Source organism: Pseudomonas arcuscaelestis (assembly GCF_016881005.1).
In the GTDB taxonomy this organism is placed as follows: Bacteria; Pseudomonadota; Gammaproteobacteria; order Pseudomonadales; family Pseudomonadaceae; genus Aquipseudomonas; species Aquipseudomonas arcuscaelestis.
In genome coordinates this window covers 193009-210028 of sequence record NZ_JACOPV010000001.1, presented here as the reverse complement: position 1 = coordinate 210028, position 17020 = coordinate 193009, and the positions used below count along the sequence as shown (strand labels likewise).

The window sequence follows — 17020 nt, the reverse complement described above, 5'->3', positions numbered from 1 at the left end:
AAGGTCGTTTGTTGCGCCAGAGTGATCGGATTAATACTGATCCGGATCACTAATTCAACCACTCATCGCATGCAGGAGAAGAAAATGGTTGATGGACTGCTTGACCGCCTCGGTGTCTCGGCCAATGCCTACACCAATGGCAACCATTCCGTTCACACCCCTATCGATGGCAGCGCGATTGCCTCGGTGCACCTGGAAAGCAAAGCCCAGGTCGTGGCTAAAATCGACAAGGCTGCGCAAGCATTTCAGGCTTGGCGCAATGTTCCTGCGCCGCGTCGCGGTGAGCTGATTCGTCTGTTCGGCGAAGTGCTGCGTGAAAATAAGGCCGCCCTGGGTGAACTGGTCTCGGTCGAAGCCGGCAAAATCACTCAGGAAGGTCTGGGTGAAGTGCAGGAAATGATCGACATCTGCGACTTCGCCGTGGGTCTTTCGCGCCAGTTGTACGGTTTGACCATCGCCTCTGAGCGTCCTGGCCACCACATGCGTGAAACCTGGCACCCGCTGGGCGTTGTCGGTGTCATCAGCGCCTTTAACTTCCCGGTTGCCGTCTGGGCCTGGAACACTACGCTGGCGCTGGTTTGCGGTAACGCCGTGGTCTGGAAGCCTTCCGAGAAAACCCCGCTGACCGCGCTGGCCTGCCAGGCACTGTTCGAGAAAGCCCTGAAAGCCTTTGGTGATGCGCCAGAAGGCCTGAGCCAACTGATTATTGGTGATCGCGAAGCCGGTGAAGCGCTGGTCGACGACCCGCGTGTGCCGCTGGTCAGCGCCACCGGCAGTACCCGCATGGGTCGCGAAGTCGGTCCACGGGTTGCCGCTCGCTTTGGTCGCAGTATCCTCGAACTGGGTGGCAACAACGCCATGATCCTGGCGCCTAGCGCAGACCTGGACTTGGCCGTGCGCGGCATCCTGTTCAGCGCCGTCGGTACGGCCGGTCAGCGTTGCACCACCCTGCGTCGTCTGATCGTGCATCGTTCGATCAAGGAGGAGGTGGTTGCACGGGTGAAAGCCGCCTACGCCAAAGTGCGTATCGGCGATCCGCGCAAGGACAACCTAGTCGGGCCACTGATCGACAAGCAGTCCTTCAGCGCCATGCAGGATGCCCTGGCGCGAGCTCGCGACGAAGGCGGCCAAGTGTTTGGTGGTGAGCGTCAGCTGGCAGAGCAGTATCCGAATGCCTTCTACGTATCGCCAGCCATTGCCGAGATGCCGGCACAAAGCGCCGTGGTGTGTCACGAGACCTTCGCCCCGATTCTCTACGTGCTGACCTATGACGACTTCGAGGAGGCCCTGCGCCTGAACAACGAAGTACCGCAAGGCTTGTCCTCGTGCATCTTCACCACCGACCTGCGTGAAGCAGAGCGCTTCCAGAGCGCTGCGGGCAGCGACTGCGGCATTGCCAACGTCAACATCGGCACCAGCGGTGCGGAAATTGGCGGTGCCTTCGGCGGCGAGAAAGAAACCGGTGGCGGTCGCGAGTCGGGCTCCGATTCGTGGAAAGCCTACATGCGTCGCCAGACCAATACCGTGAACTATTCGCGTGAGCTGCCATTGGCGCAGGGGATCGTGTTCGACTGATCCGGTTAAGCGCGGGCAAGCCCGCTCCTACAGGTCGTAATGATACTGTGGGAGCAGGCTTGCCCCGCGATAAGCTCCCCACCGAACAATAATAATCAAGGAAGCCGACCATGCCAGAGCTGCGTCAACACTGTTTGTGGGAACACGTAACCACGCTCGCTGCGCCGGTCGATAAGCTGGCCTCCGAACTCAAGGCCGACGTCTGCGTCATTGGCGGCGGCATTACTGGTCTTAGCGCTGCACTGCACCTGCTCGAAGCAGGCAAGTCGGTGATCCTGCTGGAGGCCTGGAAAATCGGCCACGGCGGTTCGGGTCGCAACGTCGGTCTGGTCAATGCCGGTACCTGGATTCGTCCCGATGACGTTGAAGCTACGCTCGGCCAACAGCAAGGCAGCCGCCTGAACAAGGTACTCGGCGAGGCACCTGCTGAAGTTTTCGCCACTATCGAACGCTTGGGCATCGACTGCCAGGCACACAATACTGGCACCCTGCACATGGCGCATAACGCCACCGGCGTTGCCGACTTGCAAGCGCGTCATCAGCAGTGGAGCCGTCGCGGCGCCGACGTCGAACTGCTTACTGGCGCAGCGTGTGAGGAATACTGCGGTACCGACAAGATTTCCGCCGCGCTGCTCGACCGCCGCGCCGGCACCATCAACCCCATGGCCTACACCCAAGGCCTGGCGGCCGCCGTCAGCCGTCTAGGTGGGCAGGTTTTTCAGCAGTCCGCTGTCGAGGGCCTGGAACGCGAAAACCGCGGCTGGCGGGTGAAAACCGCCAATGGCTCGGTCAGCGCCGACAAAGTGGTTATCTCCACTGGTGCTTACACCGAAGGCGATTGGACCACCCTGCAGAAGCACTTTTTTCGGGGTTACTACTACCAGGTTGCCTCGACGCCGCTGCAGGGCGCGGCGGCCGACAACGTGCTCAAACATGGGCAAGGCTCCTGGGACACTCGCACAGTGCTGAGCAGCATTCGTCGTGATGATGAAGGCCGACTGTTGCTTGGTAGCCTGGGCCGGGTCGACAACAAGCCAAGCTGGTTCATTCGCAGCTGGGCCGACCGTATTCAGAATCACTACTTCCCGCAGTTGGGCAAAATCGAGTGGGAAATGCACTGGACCGGCTGCATCGACTTCACCCCTGACCACCTGATGCGCCTGTTCGAACCGGCCCCGGGCCTGGTCGCGGTCACCGGATACAACGGCCGGGGCAACACCACAGGAACGGTGATCGGTAAGGCTTTTGCGCAATTCCTCCTGCAAGACAACCCGGATACCCTGCCTGTTCCGTTTTCGGCAATGAAGCCGGTTTCAGCACCGGCCCTGCGCACCGGCTTCTATGAAACCGGATTCTCGCTGTATCACGCCGGGCAATGTTTGCGCGTGGTGTTGTAACGGCTACTTGTGCAGCCAACTGAGAAAGCCACCTTTCTTGATGGCTGCCGGTTTTTGCTCCAGCAGCGACTGCCGTGTTTGCTGACGGATACGTTGGAGCTTGATCAGCGCTGTCTTGACCTCGTCCCGTTGCTCAAGACAGCTGCGCACTTGGTCTTTGTCGATGCGGTACAGAAGACAACTGGACAAGGTGCGGAACTCAGCCGTTGAGTCTTGCGCTTCAAGCAGGTTCTCAACCCCCAGGATCTCGCCCGGACCCATGCGTCCGGCCTCGATCAGCTTGTCACCATCATGCACCACCACCGACACCACGCCAGTGCCTATCACCAGTAGATAATCCGAATTTTCACCCACGCCCAGGATCACTTGATCGGCCAGGTACTCGACTGATGTCATGCGCTGGCTGAGGTTGTCTTTTTCCTCGCCGCTCAATGAGCGGAAAATGCGCACGTCTTCCAACAGGGCGCGCTGGCGGGTCCATGTCTGGGATGGCAGGCTGTCGGTATTCCACACCACGCCGGTTGCTTCGAGGTGGCGATGAGCGAGGTCGAACAGATGATTGCGTGTATCGGTTTTCTGGCTCATTGAACTGACAAAACCGCTGGCTTCATATTCGACCGATTCCAGCGTGGAGCTTTTAATGGTGACCTTGGGTGGCGGTGTGCTCAGCAGCGTGCGCGTACCTTGCAGGGCTTTCTCCAGCGCATCGAACACGCGCCGAGGACGGACCCGCGCCGGAATCACCACGCTGATCGACACGCCGTGTACATCGTTTGGCTGGCTGAAATTGAGCAGTTTGGCCTTGGCCGCCACCGAGTTGGGAATTACCGCCAGGCTGCCGTTGCCGGTCAGCAGGCGAGTGGCGCGCCAGTCGATATCGATGACCTTGCCCTCAGTGCCATCGATGCTGATCGAGTCACCAATCTGATAGGGGCGGGTGGTGTTGAGGACAATTCCGGAGAACACATCGCTCAGGGTGCTTTGCAGTGCCAGGCCAATAACGATCGCCATCACCCCCGAGGTCGCCAGCAGCCCCTTTACCGGTAGCTGCAACACGTAGGCGGCTGCGGCGACAATGGCCACTAGAAAGATCACCGCACCGAGTACGTCTTGCAGCAGGCGGCCGGTATGGCTACTGCGCGCGACCAAAATCACGCCGATCACAACGGTCATGGTCCGCGCTGCGAATAGCCACCAACCAATGCCCAGGACAGTTGCCAACAGATTGCGGGCTACATCGTCGGCCCAAGGCGCCGGCTGCAACGGGCTTACCCCGGAACTGATCAACACCCAGGTAAACAACAGGAACACACCCAGGCGCAGGCCAATACGCAAGGCGCGCCGCTTGAGCGGGGTCACTTGCCAGAGCAGAAGATCAAGTGCGATCAGTACGATACCGATCAGCAAGGGGTAACTCTGGATGAGAGCGAACATACCGAACTCGCGGCGGTGGGGTGTTGCTAGTAAAGAGCAGGTTTGCGGCAATTACTACCGGTGGGTACCTAGAACATGAAGTAGACACTGGCGCTGGTCTGGTCCAGGTCGATATCACCCACCTCGAGCACTTCTTGCTCCAGGCGAACGCCAATGTTGCGCAACACATCGACCTCGACCCCAAGGCCGTAGGTCATATCCAGGTCACTGCTGTCACCGGCAACGTCTTTGTCCGCATCCCAGGCGTGGACGCCGGCGCTGGCGAACAGGCGTATGCGTTGACCGATCGGAAAGCCAAGGTGCGCGGTGGCTTGCAGCGAGTGGCCTTCGAAGTCCGCGTATTCGCCATCGAATTTGCCCAGGTCTACCCAGGCACCTTCGAGCGCCAGGTAGGGGTTCAGCCGGTAGCCGACGAAAGCTTTGTAGGCGTTGTCGTCATCGCTCAATTGATGCTCGTCGGTTTCAACCTTGGTGAGGCCGCCGCCCAGATAAAGGCCGCGGTCATCGGCCATGGCGCCGACAGAGCTGAATACGACCAAAGCGGCTACAAACTGTTTTGCGAATTTCATTGTTCGTCCAATGTGGGTTGGTTAGTGGGGTGGGGCTCGATCAAGCCGAGCCCTTGGGTTGGAACTCTCTGTCCAGCCGTTCGCGAATCAATCGCGCAGCGGTATCCATGGCGGGGTAGATGTCTTCGACCACAGGCCCTTTGTCTTGCTCGATGTTGCGACCGCTGGCCCGGTCTACGGCGCGGCCGAGGGTTACACCGCTCAGGCTGTCGCTGACCTCGCTCTGGAAGAACAGGTAAAGCGTCTCGTCACGCACACCCGTGACGTGCAGGGAGAGACCCACCAACATGCCGATGGGAATGTATTCAGTGACATTCGGATCACGCGGAGCGCGCTCGATATCGGCAATTGAAACGTTTAGCGCCAGTGCGCCATGGGTTGGCTTGTCTACTACGTGATAACCCGCAGCAGTCAGTTGCTTTTCCAGTTGCGCGCGAAAGTGCGAGCGAAGCTTGTTTGCGTCGCCATCAAAGTTGGCAAGTCTGGGATCGCTAGTGTCGAAGGAAATGGTTTTTGGCAAGTTGATGAATATCGTCTTGTCATAATCCCTCGACAACGGCGCGGAGGATTTCTTCCAGGCAAGGCTACTGTCATCGTGTTCGATAACATTGAGGGTAGTACTTGCTTGTTGCTCGGGCGTTATAGCGGCGTCGATGGTGGGGGCCATCGAGCAACCCAATAGGCTCATCGAGAGCAAAAGCAGGATTAACGTTCTGAACGGCATGGAGGATTCCTGTTGGCGCCACCCTGATGTGACTGGCGCATCGCACTCTGAAGCTGGAGTGGAAAAAGCAGGAATCAAAAATCGTTATTTATGGCTTGTAAGGCGCGCCCTATAAGGGCGCGGCGGTCCTCGCGGTCAGTCGTTCATGCACCTCATGCGGTCAAGCTCAAGCATGTAGTAGCAAAGCGTATCGCCACTTGAAGGTATGACCGCCAGGTTGAGAATCGAGCCTAGCCTGAAGTATTGGCGAGCAAACAGCAGCTCCGAATTGTGGCGAACGTCGAACAGCTCTTCATGGCTGCTGGCCTGCAGGTCTTCAACCTTGATCTTCAATCGCCAGCGAGAGACATCGACAAACGACGTGCCGACGGCTACGTGTCGTTCCTTGTCGCCTAATCGTTCAAGCACGCTGATAACGGCGCTCGGTTCGCTTATGGTCAACCCCTCCTTGGAGTCCAGAACATCCTGAGCCATGAAGTTATGCCCTTCGGTTCGATAAGGCTGGCTGTTCTTGAATGGGCGGGGAAGCTCAATGAAGAGTGCCGTCAGGCTCGCCGACACAACCATTGTGATGACAAGCCAGTGGAACCATGCAGTTCGAATATTTTTCATCATTCAGCGGCCACACATTTTTTTAACATGCGGGCGAGGGACTCGTCATGCAACTGGAACTCTGCATTGTAAGTAAGTCCTGTGGTTCTAATACACGATATATTAAAGCGTGGGCCGGTACGACTGATAAACACTTGACCTTTCATTTCTGGCGTTGACAAATTAAGTCCTGCAATTTCAGCGCTGAGTTTGTCGACTTCATGCTTGTTTTTACCGACCGCCGAAATTGAAAGTTCGCCCTGCTTTATAACGACCACTTGCAGTTCGTTAACCGGTTGATACCAGGCATATATCCGCCATACAGCAAACACTGCCAGTACTGCTGCAGCCAGGTAACCCAGTTGGAGTACTCTGCCAATTCCTGGCGTGCCACTGGGTGCTGGCAGCGCAGGGTCGGTGCTTGGAGGGCCTTGTTCCAGGTCTTCTTGCTCAGGCGCTGCGGATGCCCCGGGTTCGTTGATCAGGTAGTCGCTGTTGAAGCGATAGCCTCTGCGCGGCACGGTGATCAGGATCTCGTGATCCTTGCTGTCGCCGAGAATATTCCTGAGCATGAAGATTGACTGGTTGAGACTGCCGGTGGAGACGACACGATCATCCCAGGCGAACTCTTGAATGGCTTCGCGTGAGCAGGTTGTACCAGGGCTCATCAGCAAAAGTTCGAGTATGCGCGAATCGGCTCGCGCCAGTGCTACTTCCTCGGTGGTGCCGGGTGATTTCTCGATAATTATCTTGCAGTGTTCGGAATTAAACTCCACAAGAACGCTGTTTTTCAGTCGAAAATGGTAGATCATCAAGCATTACGCGTGCCGTGAAATGTGTAGCTATTATAGGCCTGCGCATCGGTGTGGCAAGTCGACGGTTAGTGCTTGCTATTGTCTTAGTGCATAAATAAAATAGAGCGCTATATATATTTCAAGTTTGAAATAATTGCTCAGGCTGCTGTAGTCGGTCGGTATTGCAAGGCTTCGGCAAGATGATTTCTATCAATGCGCCCCGCTTGCTCCAGATCGGCCAGCGTGCGAGCTACCTTCAGCAGCCGATGCGCTGCTCGCAATGATAACGTCAGTCGCTCGCAGGCGCTTTCCAACCAATGCTGGTCGGCTGTGGATAACTCGCAGTGCTTGCGCAAGCCTGGCAGGTCGAGAAAAGCGTTGGCGCAACCCTGGCGCCGCTGCTGAAGCTCGCGCGCAGCTGCTACCAGCGCCGCAATACGGGCACTGCTCTCGCCGTTGTTGGCAACCGGGGACAGCGCGGTAGCTTCGCGGGCGACGGTCAGGTGCAAGTCTATGCGGTCGAGCAGGGGGCCGGAAAGCTTGTTGCGGTACCGCTGAATCTGATCACTGCTGCAGCGACAGCGCCCGGTGGGGTCGCCGAGATATCCACAGGGGCAGGGATTCATTGCTGCCACTAATTGGAAGCGTGCCGGGAAACGGATCTTGTCTTTGGCGCGGGCGATAACAATCTCGCCGGACTCCAGCGGTTCACGCAGCACTTCAAGCACCCTACGTTCAAACTCGGGCAGCTCATCAAGAAACAGTACACCGTGGTGAGCAAGTGTGATTTCCCCCGGTTGTGGACGGCTGCCGCCACCCACCAACGCAGCCCCGGACGCCGAATGATGAGGATGTCGGAAGGGACGTTGCGGCCAACTACTGAGCGGCACATGGCTGGCTACCGATTGAATCGCTGCCACCTCCAGTGCCTCACGTTCATCCAGCGGCGGCAACAGACCAGGCAAGCGGCTGGCGAGCAGGGTTTTCCCGGTGCCGGGGGGACCGCTGAAAAGTAAGTTGTGAGCGCCCGCAGCGGCCACCAACAGGGCACGTTTTGCGGCTTGCTGGCCCTGAACCTCATCGAGATCAGGGTAGGGGCGCACTTGCAGCAGCAAGCCATTGGCAGCATAAGGGGCAAGAGGCGTGTGGCCATTGAGGTGAGCCACCAGCTCCAGCAGGTGGCCGACAGCAAACACTACCAGTCCCGATGCCAGACAGGCTTCTTCGGCATTCTCCTGTGGCACTACCAGCGCCCGCCCGGCTTCCCGAGCGGCTAAAGCCGCTGGAAGAACGCCTTGCACTGGTCGTATGGCGCCCGATAGCGCAAGCTCTCCGAGGCACTCCAGATCTTCCAGGGCAGTGCCTGGAAACTGCCCGTTGGCTGCCAGAATGCCCAAAGCGATAGCCAGATCAAAACGCCCGCCGTCCTTTGGCAGATCTGCTGGCGCGAGATTGAGCGTGATGCGGCGGGCGGGAAATTCCAGCCCTGAATTAAGAATCGCGCTGCGCACGCGGTCCTTGCTTTCCTTCACCGTGGCTTCCGGCAAACCGACCAGGGTCAGCGCGGGCAAACCGTTGGCAAGATGGGCTTCGACACTGACAGCAGGGGCAGACACACCCACTTGGGCGCGACTGTAGACAAGGGCGAGGGACATGAACACTCCATGATCAATGCGGGGCCGCGTCCTGCGGCTTTGTAAGGATAGTGGAGGGATGAGGGGGGAGATAAGGAATAGTGAGTCTGATTTTTTCCAGGACTGAGCCCTGACCGGATCTGTGACAAGACTGGCTACATTTTCAAACATGTCGAGATAGAGTTTGAATTGTGAAGTACACAATTTTTGCTAAATTTCGATGGGCTGATTTATTTATGATCACATACTACGCGCACAACCTGCGTCGATGCTGTATTTTGCGTAAATACTTGTAATGCCTGATGCCTCCTGAAACGAGCTAAAGGGTGTTTGTAATCCTTATTATGTAGTAGTCTATAGTTTCTTTGGTTGGTGTATTGAATGGCTGGATGATTATGAGTTTGAATGATGTTCGCTATTATATTGCCTTGTCATGTGCTGTTTTAGGACCTTCAATTTTGTACACAGGGCTGGTTGCTTGGCCTATAAGAGTCGCCTACCAACTTGAGGGTAGGCAATTGCATGTTCTATATCTGGCACTATATATACTTATTGTTTTTATTGGATTTATTTTTTACAGGAAAAGGCTGCGCGGTATAATTTAAGGAGGGTGATGCTTCTATTGTGGGTTTTCGGGTGGTTCTATCTGCATTATTGTTTTGACAGAGTAGTAATCCACCAATACTTCGAAGGCTAGAGCGGTTTTGCCCGCTTGCTGGTATGCGCGTCTGTAATTAATTGGGTCCTTTATGAATAATTCTACCGACCCGGCGGTTCGTACTTGTTTCGTCATTCCTAATATCGATAAGACTAGATCTGCTGAATAATAAGCCATATCCCCATCAGATGAGTTGTTGACTATTTTTCGATAAAGTTCCCTTGTTGGCCCGACTACGCTGGGAGCACTGTAGTCATTGGAAGTGCCGGAGCAACCAGATGAAATCAGGCCTTGTTTTTTACCAGTAATTGTCATGTAGCTGACATTGGCCATCTTCTCTCCTTTTTACTGCTGTTTGTAAGTTGTTTTCAGCTGCTTTCGAACAGCGCACGAGAGTGCCTGAAAGAGAATTTTTGCTCAACGTCTCACGGCGGGCGCCGCAAAATTCAGAAGTTTCCTACAAGTGCAGCGTGTTGTGGCTGTTGGTATGTAACGTCTAGAAAGTTTGCGTATTGTCTTCACAACAATGAACAGGTGTGAGTTTCGAGGGGATGCGAGGATGGCGTCTAAAAGTAAGTCTAATTTTTACGATAATTTTTCCCTTCAAGGGTGCGTAGGTGTTTTCTGTCAGACGCTTCTGAATCATACTTTGGGCGCCGTTACTCTGTTGCGCCTGCCAAGGTGCGTGCCTACCCTGCGATGGTCGTTAATATTTTTACGACCGGATGTCGCAGTCCGAGGCATAAGTCAGAGCTCTATTTTCCAGTTGCAGGCTTCTCTGCTTGCATCACAGGTTAATGGCGGCTGTGCGTGGGGCACTTTAGGGTGCGCCGGTTCCTATGCCCGGTCTGCGAACCCGCGTACAGCTGCCACCCTATTCGTTTCGCAGCGAACGGTGGTCGCTCCATTTGCATGGGAGTTGCCCAATGAAAAAGCCTGTTCCTGATCCACCCGATTTGCCCTTCGTCGAAACTGTCGAAAGGGCGGTCGCCAGTTGTCCCGAGCATCCGCCGCTGTTCATTGTTCGTGCAGGTGTCAGCGCCGAGGATGCGCTGGTGCATGCGTCGCTCTATCTCCGATGCGCTAATGCCAGTGTTGCGCAGGTAGTGGAACGTGTTGACGGTTTGGGGCGGGAACATGCCTGGACTGTTCAGCATTCGCTGGAGCTGGCTCAAGCCTTGATCGATTCATTGATCGATGGGATTGAGCTGCAGCGATTACCGGGCTAGCCCGCTTCTGCCGGTAGGTTCTGTGTTTGCAGAAGGCAGCTTATTCGGCAGCAGTCGGATTCAGGCGTGCTTCCATTTCGGCCACTTTGGCTTCCAGCGCTTCGAGGCGAGCGCGGGTGCGGGCCAATACCACCATCTGGCTGTCGAATTCTTCCCGGCTGACCAGTTCCAGTTTGCTGAAGCCGCTTTGCAGCAACGCCTTGAACTGGCTTTCGAGTTCAGCCCGAGGTTGTGAGGTGTCACCGCTGAAAAGGCGCGAGGCTTGGTCGCTCAGGGCATCGAGAAAGGCTTTGGGCGCGAGCATGTTCGGCTATCCGCTGTATCCAAGTGGGGCGCCAGTGTAGCACGCAGATTTTATCCCCCTTGGCCTGCACGCTTTTTGCGCATCGCGGTGAATCGCCGCGCACTGTAATTGTGCAGCGAATGGGGGCTGGCGACTGGCCAATGTTTACCGCTTGGCGCAAGTGCTTGTTATTGGGGGACTTAACGGATTTGGCAAGGTTTCTGCTAAGACCTTAGTGACCCATGCACTGATGCAGTCAACGTGACGTAGGCGGGTGCAGGTGGAGCATCAAGCTGTTTCGGTCGACGACGCGTTACAAAGCCAGGCGCTGCGCTTAGACTTGAGTCGGGTTTGTTTTCCTGGGGCAAGTCCACCAATTCGGGAGAGAGTTTCATGAAGCTAGTCACTGCCATCATCAAGCCGTTCAAGTTGGACGACGTGCGCGAGTCGCTGTCTGAAATCGGCGTGCAGGGTATCACTGTCACTGAAGTCAAAGGCTTCGGTCGGCAGAAGGGCCACACCGAGCTGTATCGCGGGGCCGAATATGTCGTCGATTTCCTGCCCAAGGTGAAGATCGACGTCGCTATCGACGACAAGGATCTGGACCGGGTCATCGAAGCGATTACCAAGGCTGCCAACACCGGCAAGATCGGTGACGGGAAGATTTTCGTGGTCAATCTGGAGCAGGCGATCCGCATCCGTACCGGCGAAACCGATACCGACGCGATCTAAAAAAAAGCCTCACCAAACCCCAACGCCCCAGGAGAAAACAATATGACTCTGCGTCAATTCGCAGGGCTAGGAGCCCTTTTGTCCCTCGTAATGCCCGGCCTGGCCCTGGCAGAGGAGGCAACCCCCGTACTCAACTCCGGCGACACCGCCTGGATGTTGACCGCCACAGCCTTGGTGCTGTTCATGACCATCCCTGGTCTGGCGTTGTTTTACGGCGGTATGGTGCGTTCCAAGAACGTGCTGTCGGTGATGATGCAGTGCTTTGCAATCACCGGCATGATCAGCATTCTGTGGGTGGTCTTCGGCTACAGCCTGGCATTCGATACCACGGGTATGGAAGAAGGCGTGGTCAACTTCAATTCCTTTGTCGGTGGTTTCTCCAAGGCCTTCCTGGCCGGTGTCACCCCTGACAGCCTGACGGCAATGTTTCCTGAGGCGGTGTTCATCACCTTCCAGATGACGTTCGCCATCATTACTCCAGCGCTCATCGTCGGTGCCTTCGCCGAACGCATGAAATTCTCCGCCATGCTGATTTTCATGGCTGTCTGGTTCACCCTGGTCTACGCCCCCATCGCTCACATGGTCTGGGCGGGTGCGGGTGGCCTGATGTGGGATTGGGGCGTTCTGGATTTCGCTGGCGGCACTGTGGTGCATATCAACGCAGGTATCGCCGGTCTTGTGGCCTGCCTGGTATTGGGCAAGCGTAAAGGCTTCCCGACCACCCCTATGGCTCCACACAACCTGGGTTACACCTTGATGGGCGCGGCCATGCTGTGGATCGGCTGGTTCGGCTTTAACGCAGGCTCCGCCGCTGCCGCCAACGGTACCGCGGGTATGGCCATGCTGGTAACTCAGGTCGCTACCGCCGCAGCCGCACTGGGCTGGATGTTTGCCGAGTGGATCACCCACGGTAAACCCAGCGCCTTAGGCATCGCATCCGGTGTGGTCGCCGGTCTGGTGGCGATCACCCCGGCTGCAGGCACCGTGGGCCCGATGGGCGCCTTGGTGATCGGCTTGATGTCGGGCGTCATCTGCTTCTTCTGCGCTACCAGCCTCAAGCGCAAGCTTGGCTATGACGATTCTCTGGATGCCTTCGGCGTCCACGGTGTCGGCGGTATCGTCGGCGCAATCCTCACTGGCGTGTTCGCCGCCCCTGCGCTGGGCGGCTTCGGTACCGTTGAAGACATTGGCGCACAAGTCTGGATTCAAGCCAAAGGCGTCGGTTTCACCGTGATTTACACCGCCATTGTTACCTACGTGATTCTCAAGGTATTGGACTTGGTGATGGGACTGCGGGTTAACGAAGAAGAAGAGTCGGTCGGTCTCGACCTGGCGCAACACAACGAGCGCGGCTACAACCTGTAACGCCCTCGAAAAATCTTGCCCGGCTTGCCGGGCATTTTTTTGTCTGCAAGATGTCGATTTCCGGTAACGCAAACGGTTTCTCGTGGCGTTTTTGCGCTTGCTTTTTCGGCTGGCGTCACACGGGCAGAAAACTTACAGAGCAGAGTGATAGTTAGACACTTTGCTTTTTCTCTGAGCACGCTAGAATGCGCGCCGAAGGGAGCTGACAAGCAGTCCGCAAACTTCGCTACCCTTTGCTAGGCTTGCCAATGAGCAGGCTGATCACGCCAGGGTAGGCCGACGATCCACTATCGGCAGCTCTTTAATTTTGTCAGGCCCTGCCAAGAGCGGGACCTGCACGGTGCACGCCAGCTTTTTTGCGCGCACTCGAGGTGGCGGCAAACCCGCGACCCTTTGAATTTTTTCTGGTGGCTGTCGATTCGACACTGCTGGTCTATAACTAATATGCTTTTCGCAAGCCATGAGGTAGAACATGAGCGACGACGATCTGGAAAATGACGACCTCGAAGTAGGCGACGAAGACGACGGTGATGAAGGCCTCGAAGCGGCAGCCGATGATGTGGCTGACGATGGTGGCGACGACAGCCCGGCACCTGCTGCCAAGGGCAAGTCCAAGTCGGCTGCTGTCTCGGTAGATGAAATGCCGAGCATGGAAGCCAAGCAAAAGGAGCGTGATGCCCTGGCCAAGGCCATGGAAGATTTCCTCTCCCGTGGCGGCAAGGTGCAGGAAGTGGAGGCCAACGTGGTCGCCGATCCGCCCAAGAAGCCAGACAACAAGTACGGTAGCCGTCCTATCTGATTTGTTCTGTCAGCAAGAAAGCCCGCCGTCGCTGCGGGCTTTTTTGTGCCACGGGAGAAGGTTACCGCCAGCTGTTGAGCAGTTCGGGCAGTTGCGACAGACGCTGGATTTCGGCATCCGGGCGACTGTCGGCCTCCCAGCGTTTACCTTGCGGGTTGAACCAGATTGCTCGCAGGCCTGCGCGTTGGGCTCCGGCAATGTCATCTCCGGGGTGATCGCCGATATGCACCGCTGCATGAGCTTCGACCTGGCCCTGGCGCAGGGCTTCAAGGAAAGGTTGCGGGTCGGGCTTGCCGATCCCCAGGTCTTCGGCGCACAGTGCAAACTTGAAGTAGTCGGAGAGCCCCAGGCGCCGCACGTCGGCATTGCCGTTGGTGACGACACCTAGAGTGTACCGATGACGAAGGATTTCCAGTACCGGCTGTACTTCGGGAAAGATGTCGATCTGGTGGCGGGCGTGCAAGAACACTTCAAAGCCTTCGTTGGCTAGCTCACGGGCTTTGTTCTCGCTGTAACCGACGTCTTCGAGGGCGAGAAACAGTACGCGCCGGCGCAGGGCGCTGATACGGTGCTTGAGCCCGGGTTCAGCCTGCACCAGGCGCTCGCGGATAGCGTATAGATGCTCCACCGGGACTGTGCCCAGGTCTGGCGCATTGGCAGCCAGCCAGTCACGCAGGATAGCTTCGGCGCTGACGATCACCGGCGCGGTATCCCATAAGGTGTCATCCAGGTCGAAAGTGATCAGTTCGATGCTCATGAATCGCTGTCCTTACTGCGTTTTGCCCGGGGGTGAGCGCTGTCATAGACGGCGGCCAAGTGCTGGAAATCAAGGTGAGTGTAGATCTGCGTGGTAGCGATGTCGGCGTGACCGAGCATCTCCTGTACCGCGCGCAGGTCTTGGGATGATTCCAGCAGGTGGCTGGCGAAGGAGTGCCGCAGCATGTGCGGGTGCAGGTTCTGGCCCAGTTCTCTGGCTCCCGCCGCCTGCACGCGCAACTGGATCGCGCGCGGACCAAGTCGACGCCCTTGTTGGCTGACGAACACCGCACCGTCCTGCGGGCTGCTGATGCCGCGTAGAGCCAGCCATTGCTCCATCGCCTCACGCGCCTTGCGGCCGACGGGCAGCACGCGAGTCTTGCTGCCCTTACCATGCACCTGTACCAGGCCGGCAGGTAGATCCAACTGGTCAAGGTTCAGGCTGGTCAGTTCCGACAGACGCAAGCCCGAGGAGTAGAACAACTCCAGGATGGCGTGATCGCGGCGTGCGAGAAAGTCGTTTTCCACTGCGCCTTCGAGCAACTGCAGGGCGCGATCGGCGTCGAGCGTTTTAGGCAAGCGCCGCTCACCCTTGGGCGCCGATAAGCCGTTGGCCGGGTCATGGCTGCACAGGCCTTCGCGATTGAGATAGCGATAAAAACCGCGCACTGCCGAGAGCAGGCGAGCCAGACTGCGAGAGGATTGTCCCTGATGATGCTGGCGAGCGATCAGTTGGCGCAGGTGCTGAATTTGCAGGTCTTTCCAGCTGTCGATCCCGGACTTGCTGCAAAATGCCAAAACACTTTCCAGGTCGCGGCGATAAGCCAGCTGGGTGTGCTCGGACACCTGACGTTCATTGCGCAGGTGCGCACTGAAGGCCTGCAGCTGGCGTTCCATCAACGTACCGGACGTAGGGTCTGGGTAAAGCGTGGGACAACACGGCCAAGCACCTCGGCGATATAGCTGAGGAACAGAGTGCCCACCGTGCTTTTGTAGTGCTGCGGATCACGGCTGGCGATGGCCAGCACGCCATGCAGGCCTTGATGATTGAGGGTAGCGACCGCCGTGGAGCCGACTTCTTTGCGCTGGTCTTCCCCAAACAGAAAGTCCAACTCATGGTCACGCAAGTTGCCACTGACGGTCTTGCCGCTGCACAACAGGCCGCCGATGGCCTGCTGGGCGTCGGCACTGTTGACCCAACGGCCGACAGGGGCTGCGCTTTCACCGAACAGGATCAGGCTGACGAAGGGGACTTTGAATTCCTGGCGCAGGCTGTCTTCGACCGCCATGACCACGGTTTCCAGGCTGTCGGCATCGAGTAGATCGAGAATCAGCCGACGGGTCTTGTCGAACAGCCGGTCGTTGTCTCGGGCAACGTCCATCAACTGAGAAAGGCGGTGGCGCATTTCTATATTGCGGTCGCGCAGCAGCTTGAGCTGACGCTCCACCAGCGAAACACTGTCGCCGCGCTGGTGGGGAATGTTCAGTTCGCAGAGCAGATCGTCGTGTTCCGCGAAGAACGTCGGGTTGTCACGCAAGTAGGCAACCACGGCATCAGCCCCGAAGGCGGGCGTCGAGCCCTCGGCGCTAGGGTCGGTGGGCTGTTCGGCGGGAGCCTGGGGCTGATCGGTCATGGTTGGCACTCACTCATAGACGAACCTGTCCTTCAAATACGCGAACGGCGGGGCCGGTCATGATGACCGGCTTGCCTGGGCCTTCCCACTCGATGGACAGGCGCCCACCGGGAAGGTCGATCAGTAGTGGGGAATCCATCCAGCCCTGGCTGATGGCAGCCACGGCAGCCGCGCAGGCGCCAGTACCGCAAGCTTGGGTTTCCCCTGCGCCGCGTTCCCAGACGCGCAGTTGTGCGCGGTGGCGGTCGATGACCTGGATAAAACCGACGTTGACCCGTTGTGGGAAGCGCGGATGGTGCTCGATCTGTGGCCCCAGTTCATGAACCGGTGCGCTGTTGATATCGTCGACGCGGATTACCGCATGGGGGTTGCCCATGGATACGGCGGCCAATTCAACCTGTTGCCCGGCCACGTCCAGCGGATAGCTCAGCGCCTGGTCCGGTGCATCGAACGGAATGTCGGCAGGCACCAGCCGAGGTGGGCCCATATCGACGCTGATCTGCCCGTCGTTGCGCACGTCCAGCTCGATGACACCGCTCTTGGTTTCGACCCGGATGCGTTTTTTTGCAGTCAGGCGCTTGTCCAGCACGAAGCGTGCGAAGCAGCGGGCACCGTTGCCACATTGCTCTACTTCAGAACCGTCGGCGTTGAAGATCCGGTAGCGGAAGTCCACCTCCGGATTGCTCGGCGCTTCGACAATCAGCAACTGGTCGAAACCGATACCGGTGTGGCGATCACCCCATTGCTTGGCGTGCTTGGGCAAGATGTGCGCATGCTGGCTGACCAGGTCGAGGACCATGAAGTCGTTGCCCAGCCCATGCATTTTGGTAAAACGCAGCAGCATGG

Annotated in this window: 18 protein-coding genes; 6 read left to right on the top strand and 12 right to left on the bottom strand. The window is 57.5% G+C overall.

What is annotated here, in order from left to right:
* The first annotated feature begins 84 nt into the window (after positions 1-84).
* Positions 85-1575, top strand: coding sequence for an L-piperidine-6-carboxylate dehydrogenase (gene amaB, locus H8F21_RS00940; protein WP_203482558.1), 1491 nt, complete (start codon positions 85-87; stop codon positions 1573-1575).
* Positions 1576-1685: 110 nt separating this feature from the next.
* The gene (gene amaA, locus H8F21_RS00935) at positions 1686-2972 is read left to right on the top strand and encodes an L-pipecolate oxidase (protein WP_203482557.1); all 1287 of its coding nucleotides are present in this window, start codon (positions 1686-1688) and stop codon (positions 2970-2972) included.
* Positions 2973-2975: 3 nt separating this feature from the next.
* Here the strand turns inward: amaA and H8F21_RS00930 are convergent, their stop codons facing one another.
* The 7 genes from H8F21_RS00930 to H8F21_RS00900 form a co-directional block, all read right to left on the bottom strand.
* Positions 2976-4406: a mechanosensitive ion channel family protein gene (locus H8F21_RS00930; RefSeq protein ID WP_203482556.1), complete on the bottom strand. Its 1431-nt coding sequence runs from the start codon at positions 4404-4406 to the stop codon at positions 2976-2978.
* A gap of 68 nt (positions 4407-4474) precedes the next feature.
* Positions 4475-4975, bottom strand: a complete 501-nt coding sequence (locus H8F21_RS00925) for an outer membrane beta-barrel protein (RefSeq protein WP_203482555.1) — start codon at positions 4973-4975, stop codon at positions 4475-4477.
* 40 nt (positions 4976-5015) lie between these two features.
* Positions 5016-5699 carry a DUF3313 family protein gene (locus H8F21_RS00920; RefSeq protein ID WP_203482554.1) on the bottom strand — a complete coding sequence of 228 codons (684 nt, stop codon included), beginning with the start codon at positions 5697-5699 and terminating at the stop codon, positions 5016-5018.
* A gap of 135 nt (positions 5700-5834) precedes the next feature.
* Positions 5835-6173, bottom strand: coding sequence for a hypothetical protein (locus H8F21_RS00915; protein ID WP_203482553.1), 339 nt, complete (start codon positions 6171-6173; stop codon positions 5835-5837).
* A gap of 137 nt (positions 6174-6310) precedes the next feature.
* Positions 6311-7102 (bottom strand): winged helix-turn-helix domain-containing protein, encoded by a 792-nt coding sequence (locus H8F21_RS00910; protein ID WP_203583923.1) that lies wholly within the window; start codon positions 7100-7102, stop codon positions 6311-6313.
* 140 nt (positions 7103-7242) lie between these two features.
* Positions 7243-8739 carry a YifB family Mg chelatase-like AAA ATPase gene (locus tag H8F21_RS00905; protein WP_203583912.1) on the bottom strand — a complete coding sequence of 499 codons (1497 nt, stop codon included), beginning with the start codon at positions 8737-8739 and terminating at the stop codon, positions 7243-7245.
* A 598-nt stretch (positions 8740-9337) separates the two neighbouring features.
* Complete coding sequence (locus H8F21_RS00900) at positions 9338-9709, bottom strand: hypothetical protein (protein WP_203583911.1); 372 nt, start codon at positions 9707-9709, stop codon at positions 9338-9340.
* 593 nt (positions 9710-10302) lie between these two features.
* Between H8F21_RS00900 and H8F21_RS00895 the strand changes: the two genes are divergently transcribed.
* Entirely contained in the window at positions 10303-10605 is a 303-nt protein-coding gene (locus H8F21_RS00895) for a DUF6124 family protein (RefSeq protein ID WP_203478983.1), read from the top strand.
* 40 nt (positions 10606-10645) lie between these two features.
* Here H8F21_RS00895 and H8F21_RS00890 read toward each other — a convergent pair whose 3' ends face one another.
* Positions 10646-10909, bottom strand: a complete 264-nt coding sequence (locus tag H8F21_RS00890) for an accessory factor UbiK family protein (RefSeq protein ID WP_136478705.1) — start codon at positions 10907-10909, stop codon at positions 10646-10648.
* Positions 10910-11281: 372 nt separating this feature from the next.
* Between H8F21_RS00890 and glnK the strand changes: the two genes are divergently transcribed.
* The 3 genes from glnK to sutA all read left to right on the top strand — a co-directional run bounded on the left by glnK (position 11282) and on the right by sutA (position 13784).
* Entirely contained in the window at positions 11282-11620 is a 339-nt protein-coding gene (glnK, locus tag H8F21_RS00885) for a P-II family nitrogen regulator (RefSeq protein ID WP_002555808.1), read from the top strand.
* A 42-nt stretch (positions 11621-11662) separates the two neighbouring features.
* Positions 11663-12985, top strand: a complete 1323-nt coding sequence (locus H8F21_RS00880) for an ammonium transporter (RefSeq protein WP_203478984.1) — start codon at positions 11663-11665, stop codon at positions 12983-12985.
* A gap of 472 nt (positions 12986-13457) precedes the next feature.
* Positions 13458-13784, top strand: a complete 327-nt coding sequence (gene sutA / locus H8F21_RS00875) for a transcriptional regulator SutA (protein ID WP_203478985.1) — start codon at positions 13458-13460, stop codon at positions 13782-13784.
* A gap of 61 nt (positions 13785-13845) precedes the next feature.
* Here sutA and H8F21_RS00870 read toward each other — a convergent pair whose 3' ends face one another.
* The 4 genes from H8F21_RS00870 to dapF are packed head-to-tail and all read right to left on the bottom strand — an operon-like array spanning position 13846 to position 17018.
* Complete coding sequence (locus H8F21_RS00870; RefSeq protein WP_203478986.1) at positions 13846-14541, bottom strand: HAD family hydrolase; 696 nt, start codon at positions 14539-14541, stop codon at positions 13846-13848.
* Positions 14538-15437: a tyrosine recombinase XerC gene (xerC, locus tag H8F21_RS00865; RefSeq protein WP_203478987.1), complete on the bottom strand. Its 900-nt coding sequence runs from the start codon at positions 15435-15437 to the stop codon at positions 14538-14540. Before xerC ends, H8F21_RS00870 begins: the two co-directional genes overlap by 4 nt.
* A complete protein-coding gene (locus H8F21_RS00860; RefSeq protein ID WP_203478988.1) occupies positions 15437-16174 on the bottom strand; it encodes a DUF484 family protein in 738 nt (245 codons plus the stop codon). The genes xerC and H8F21_RS00860 overlap by 1 nt, the downstream gene beginning before the upstream one ends.
* A 13-nt stretch (positions 16175-16187) precedes the next feature.
* On the bottom strand, positions 16188-17018 hold the full coding sequence (gene dapF, locus H8F21_RS00855; RefSeq protein WP_203478989.1) for a diaminopimelate epimerase: 831 nt from the start codon (positions 17016-17018) through the stop codon (positions 16188-16190).
* Between the last annotated feature and the right edge of the window lie 2 nt (positions 17019-17020).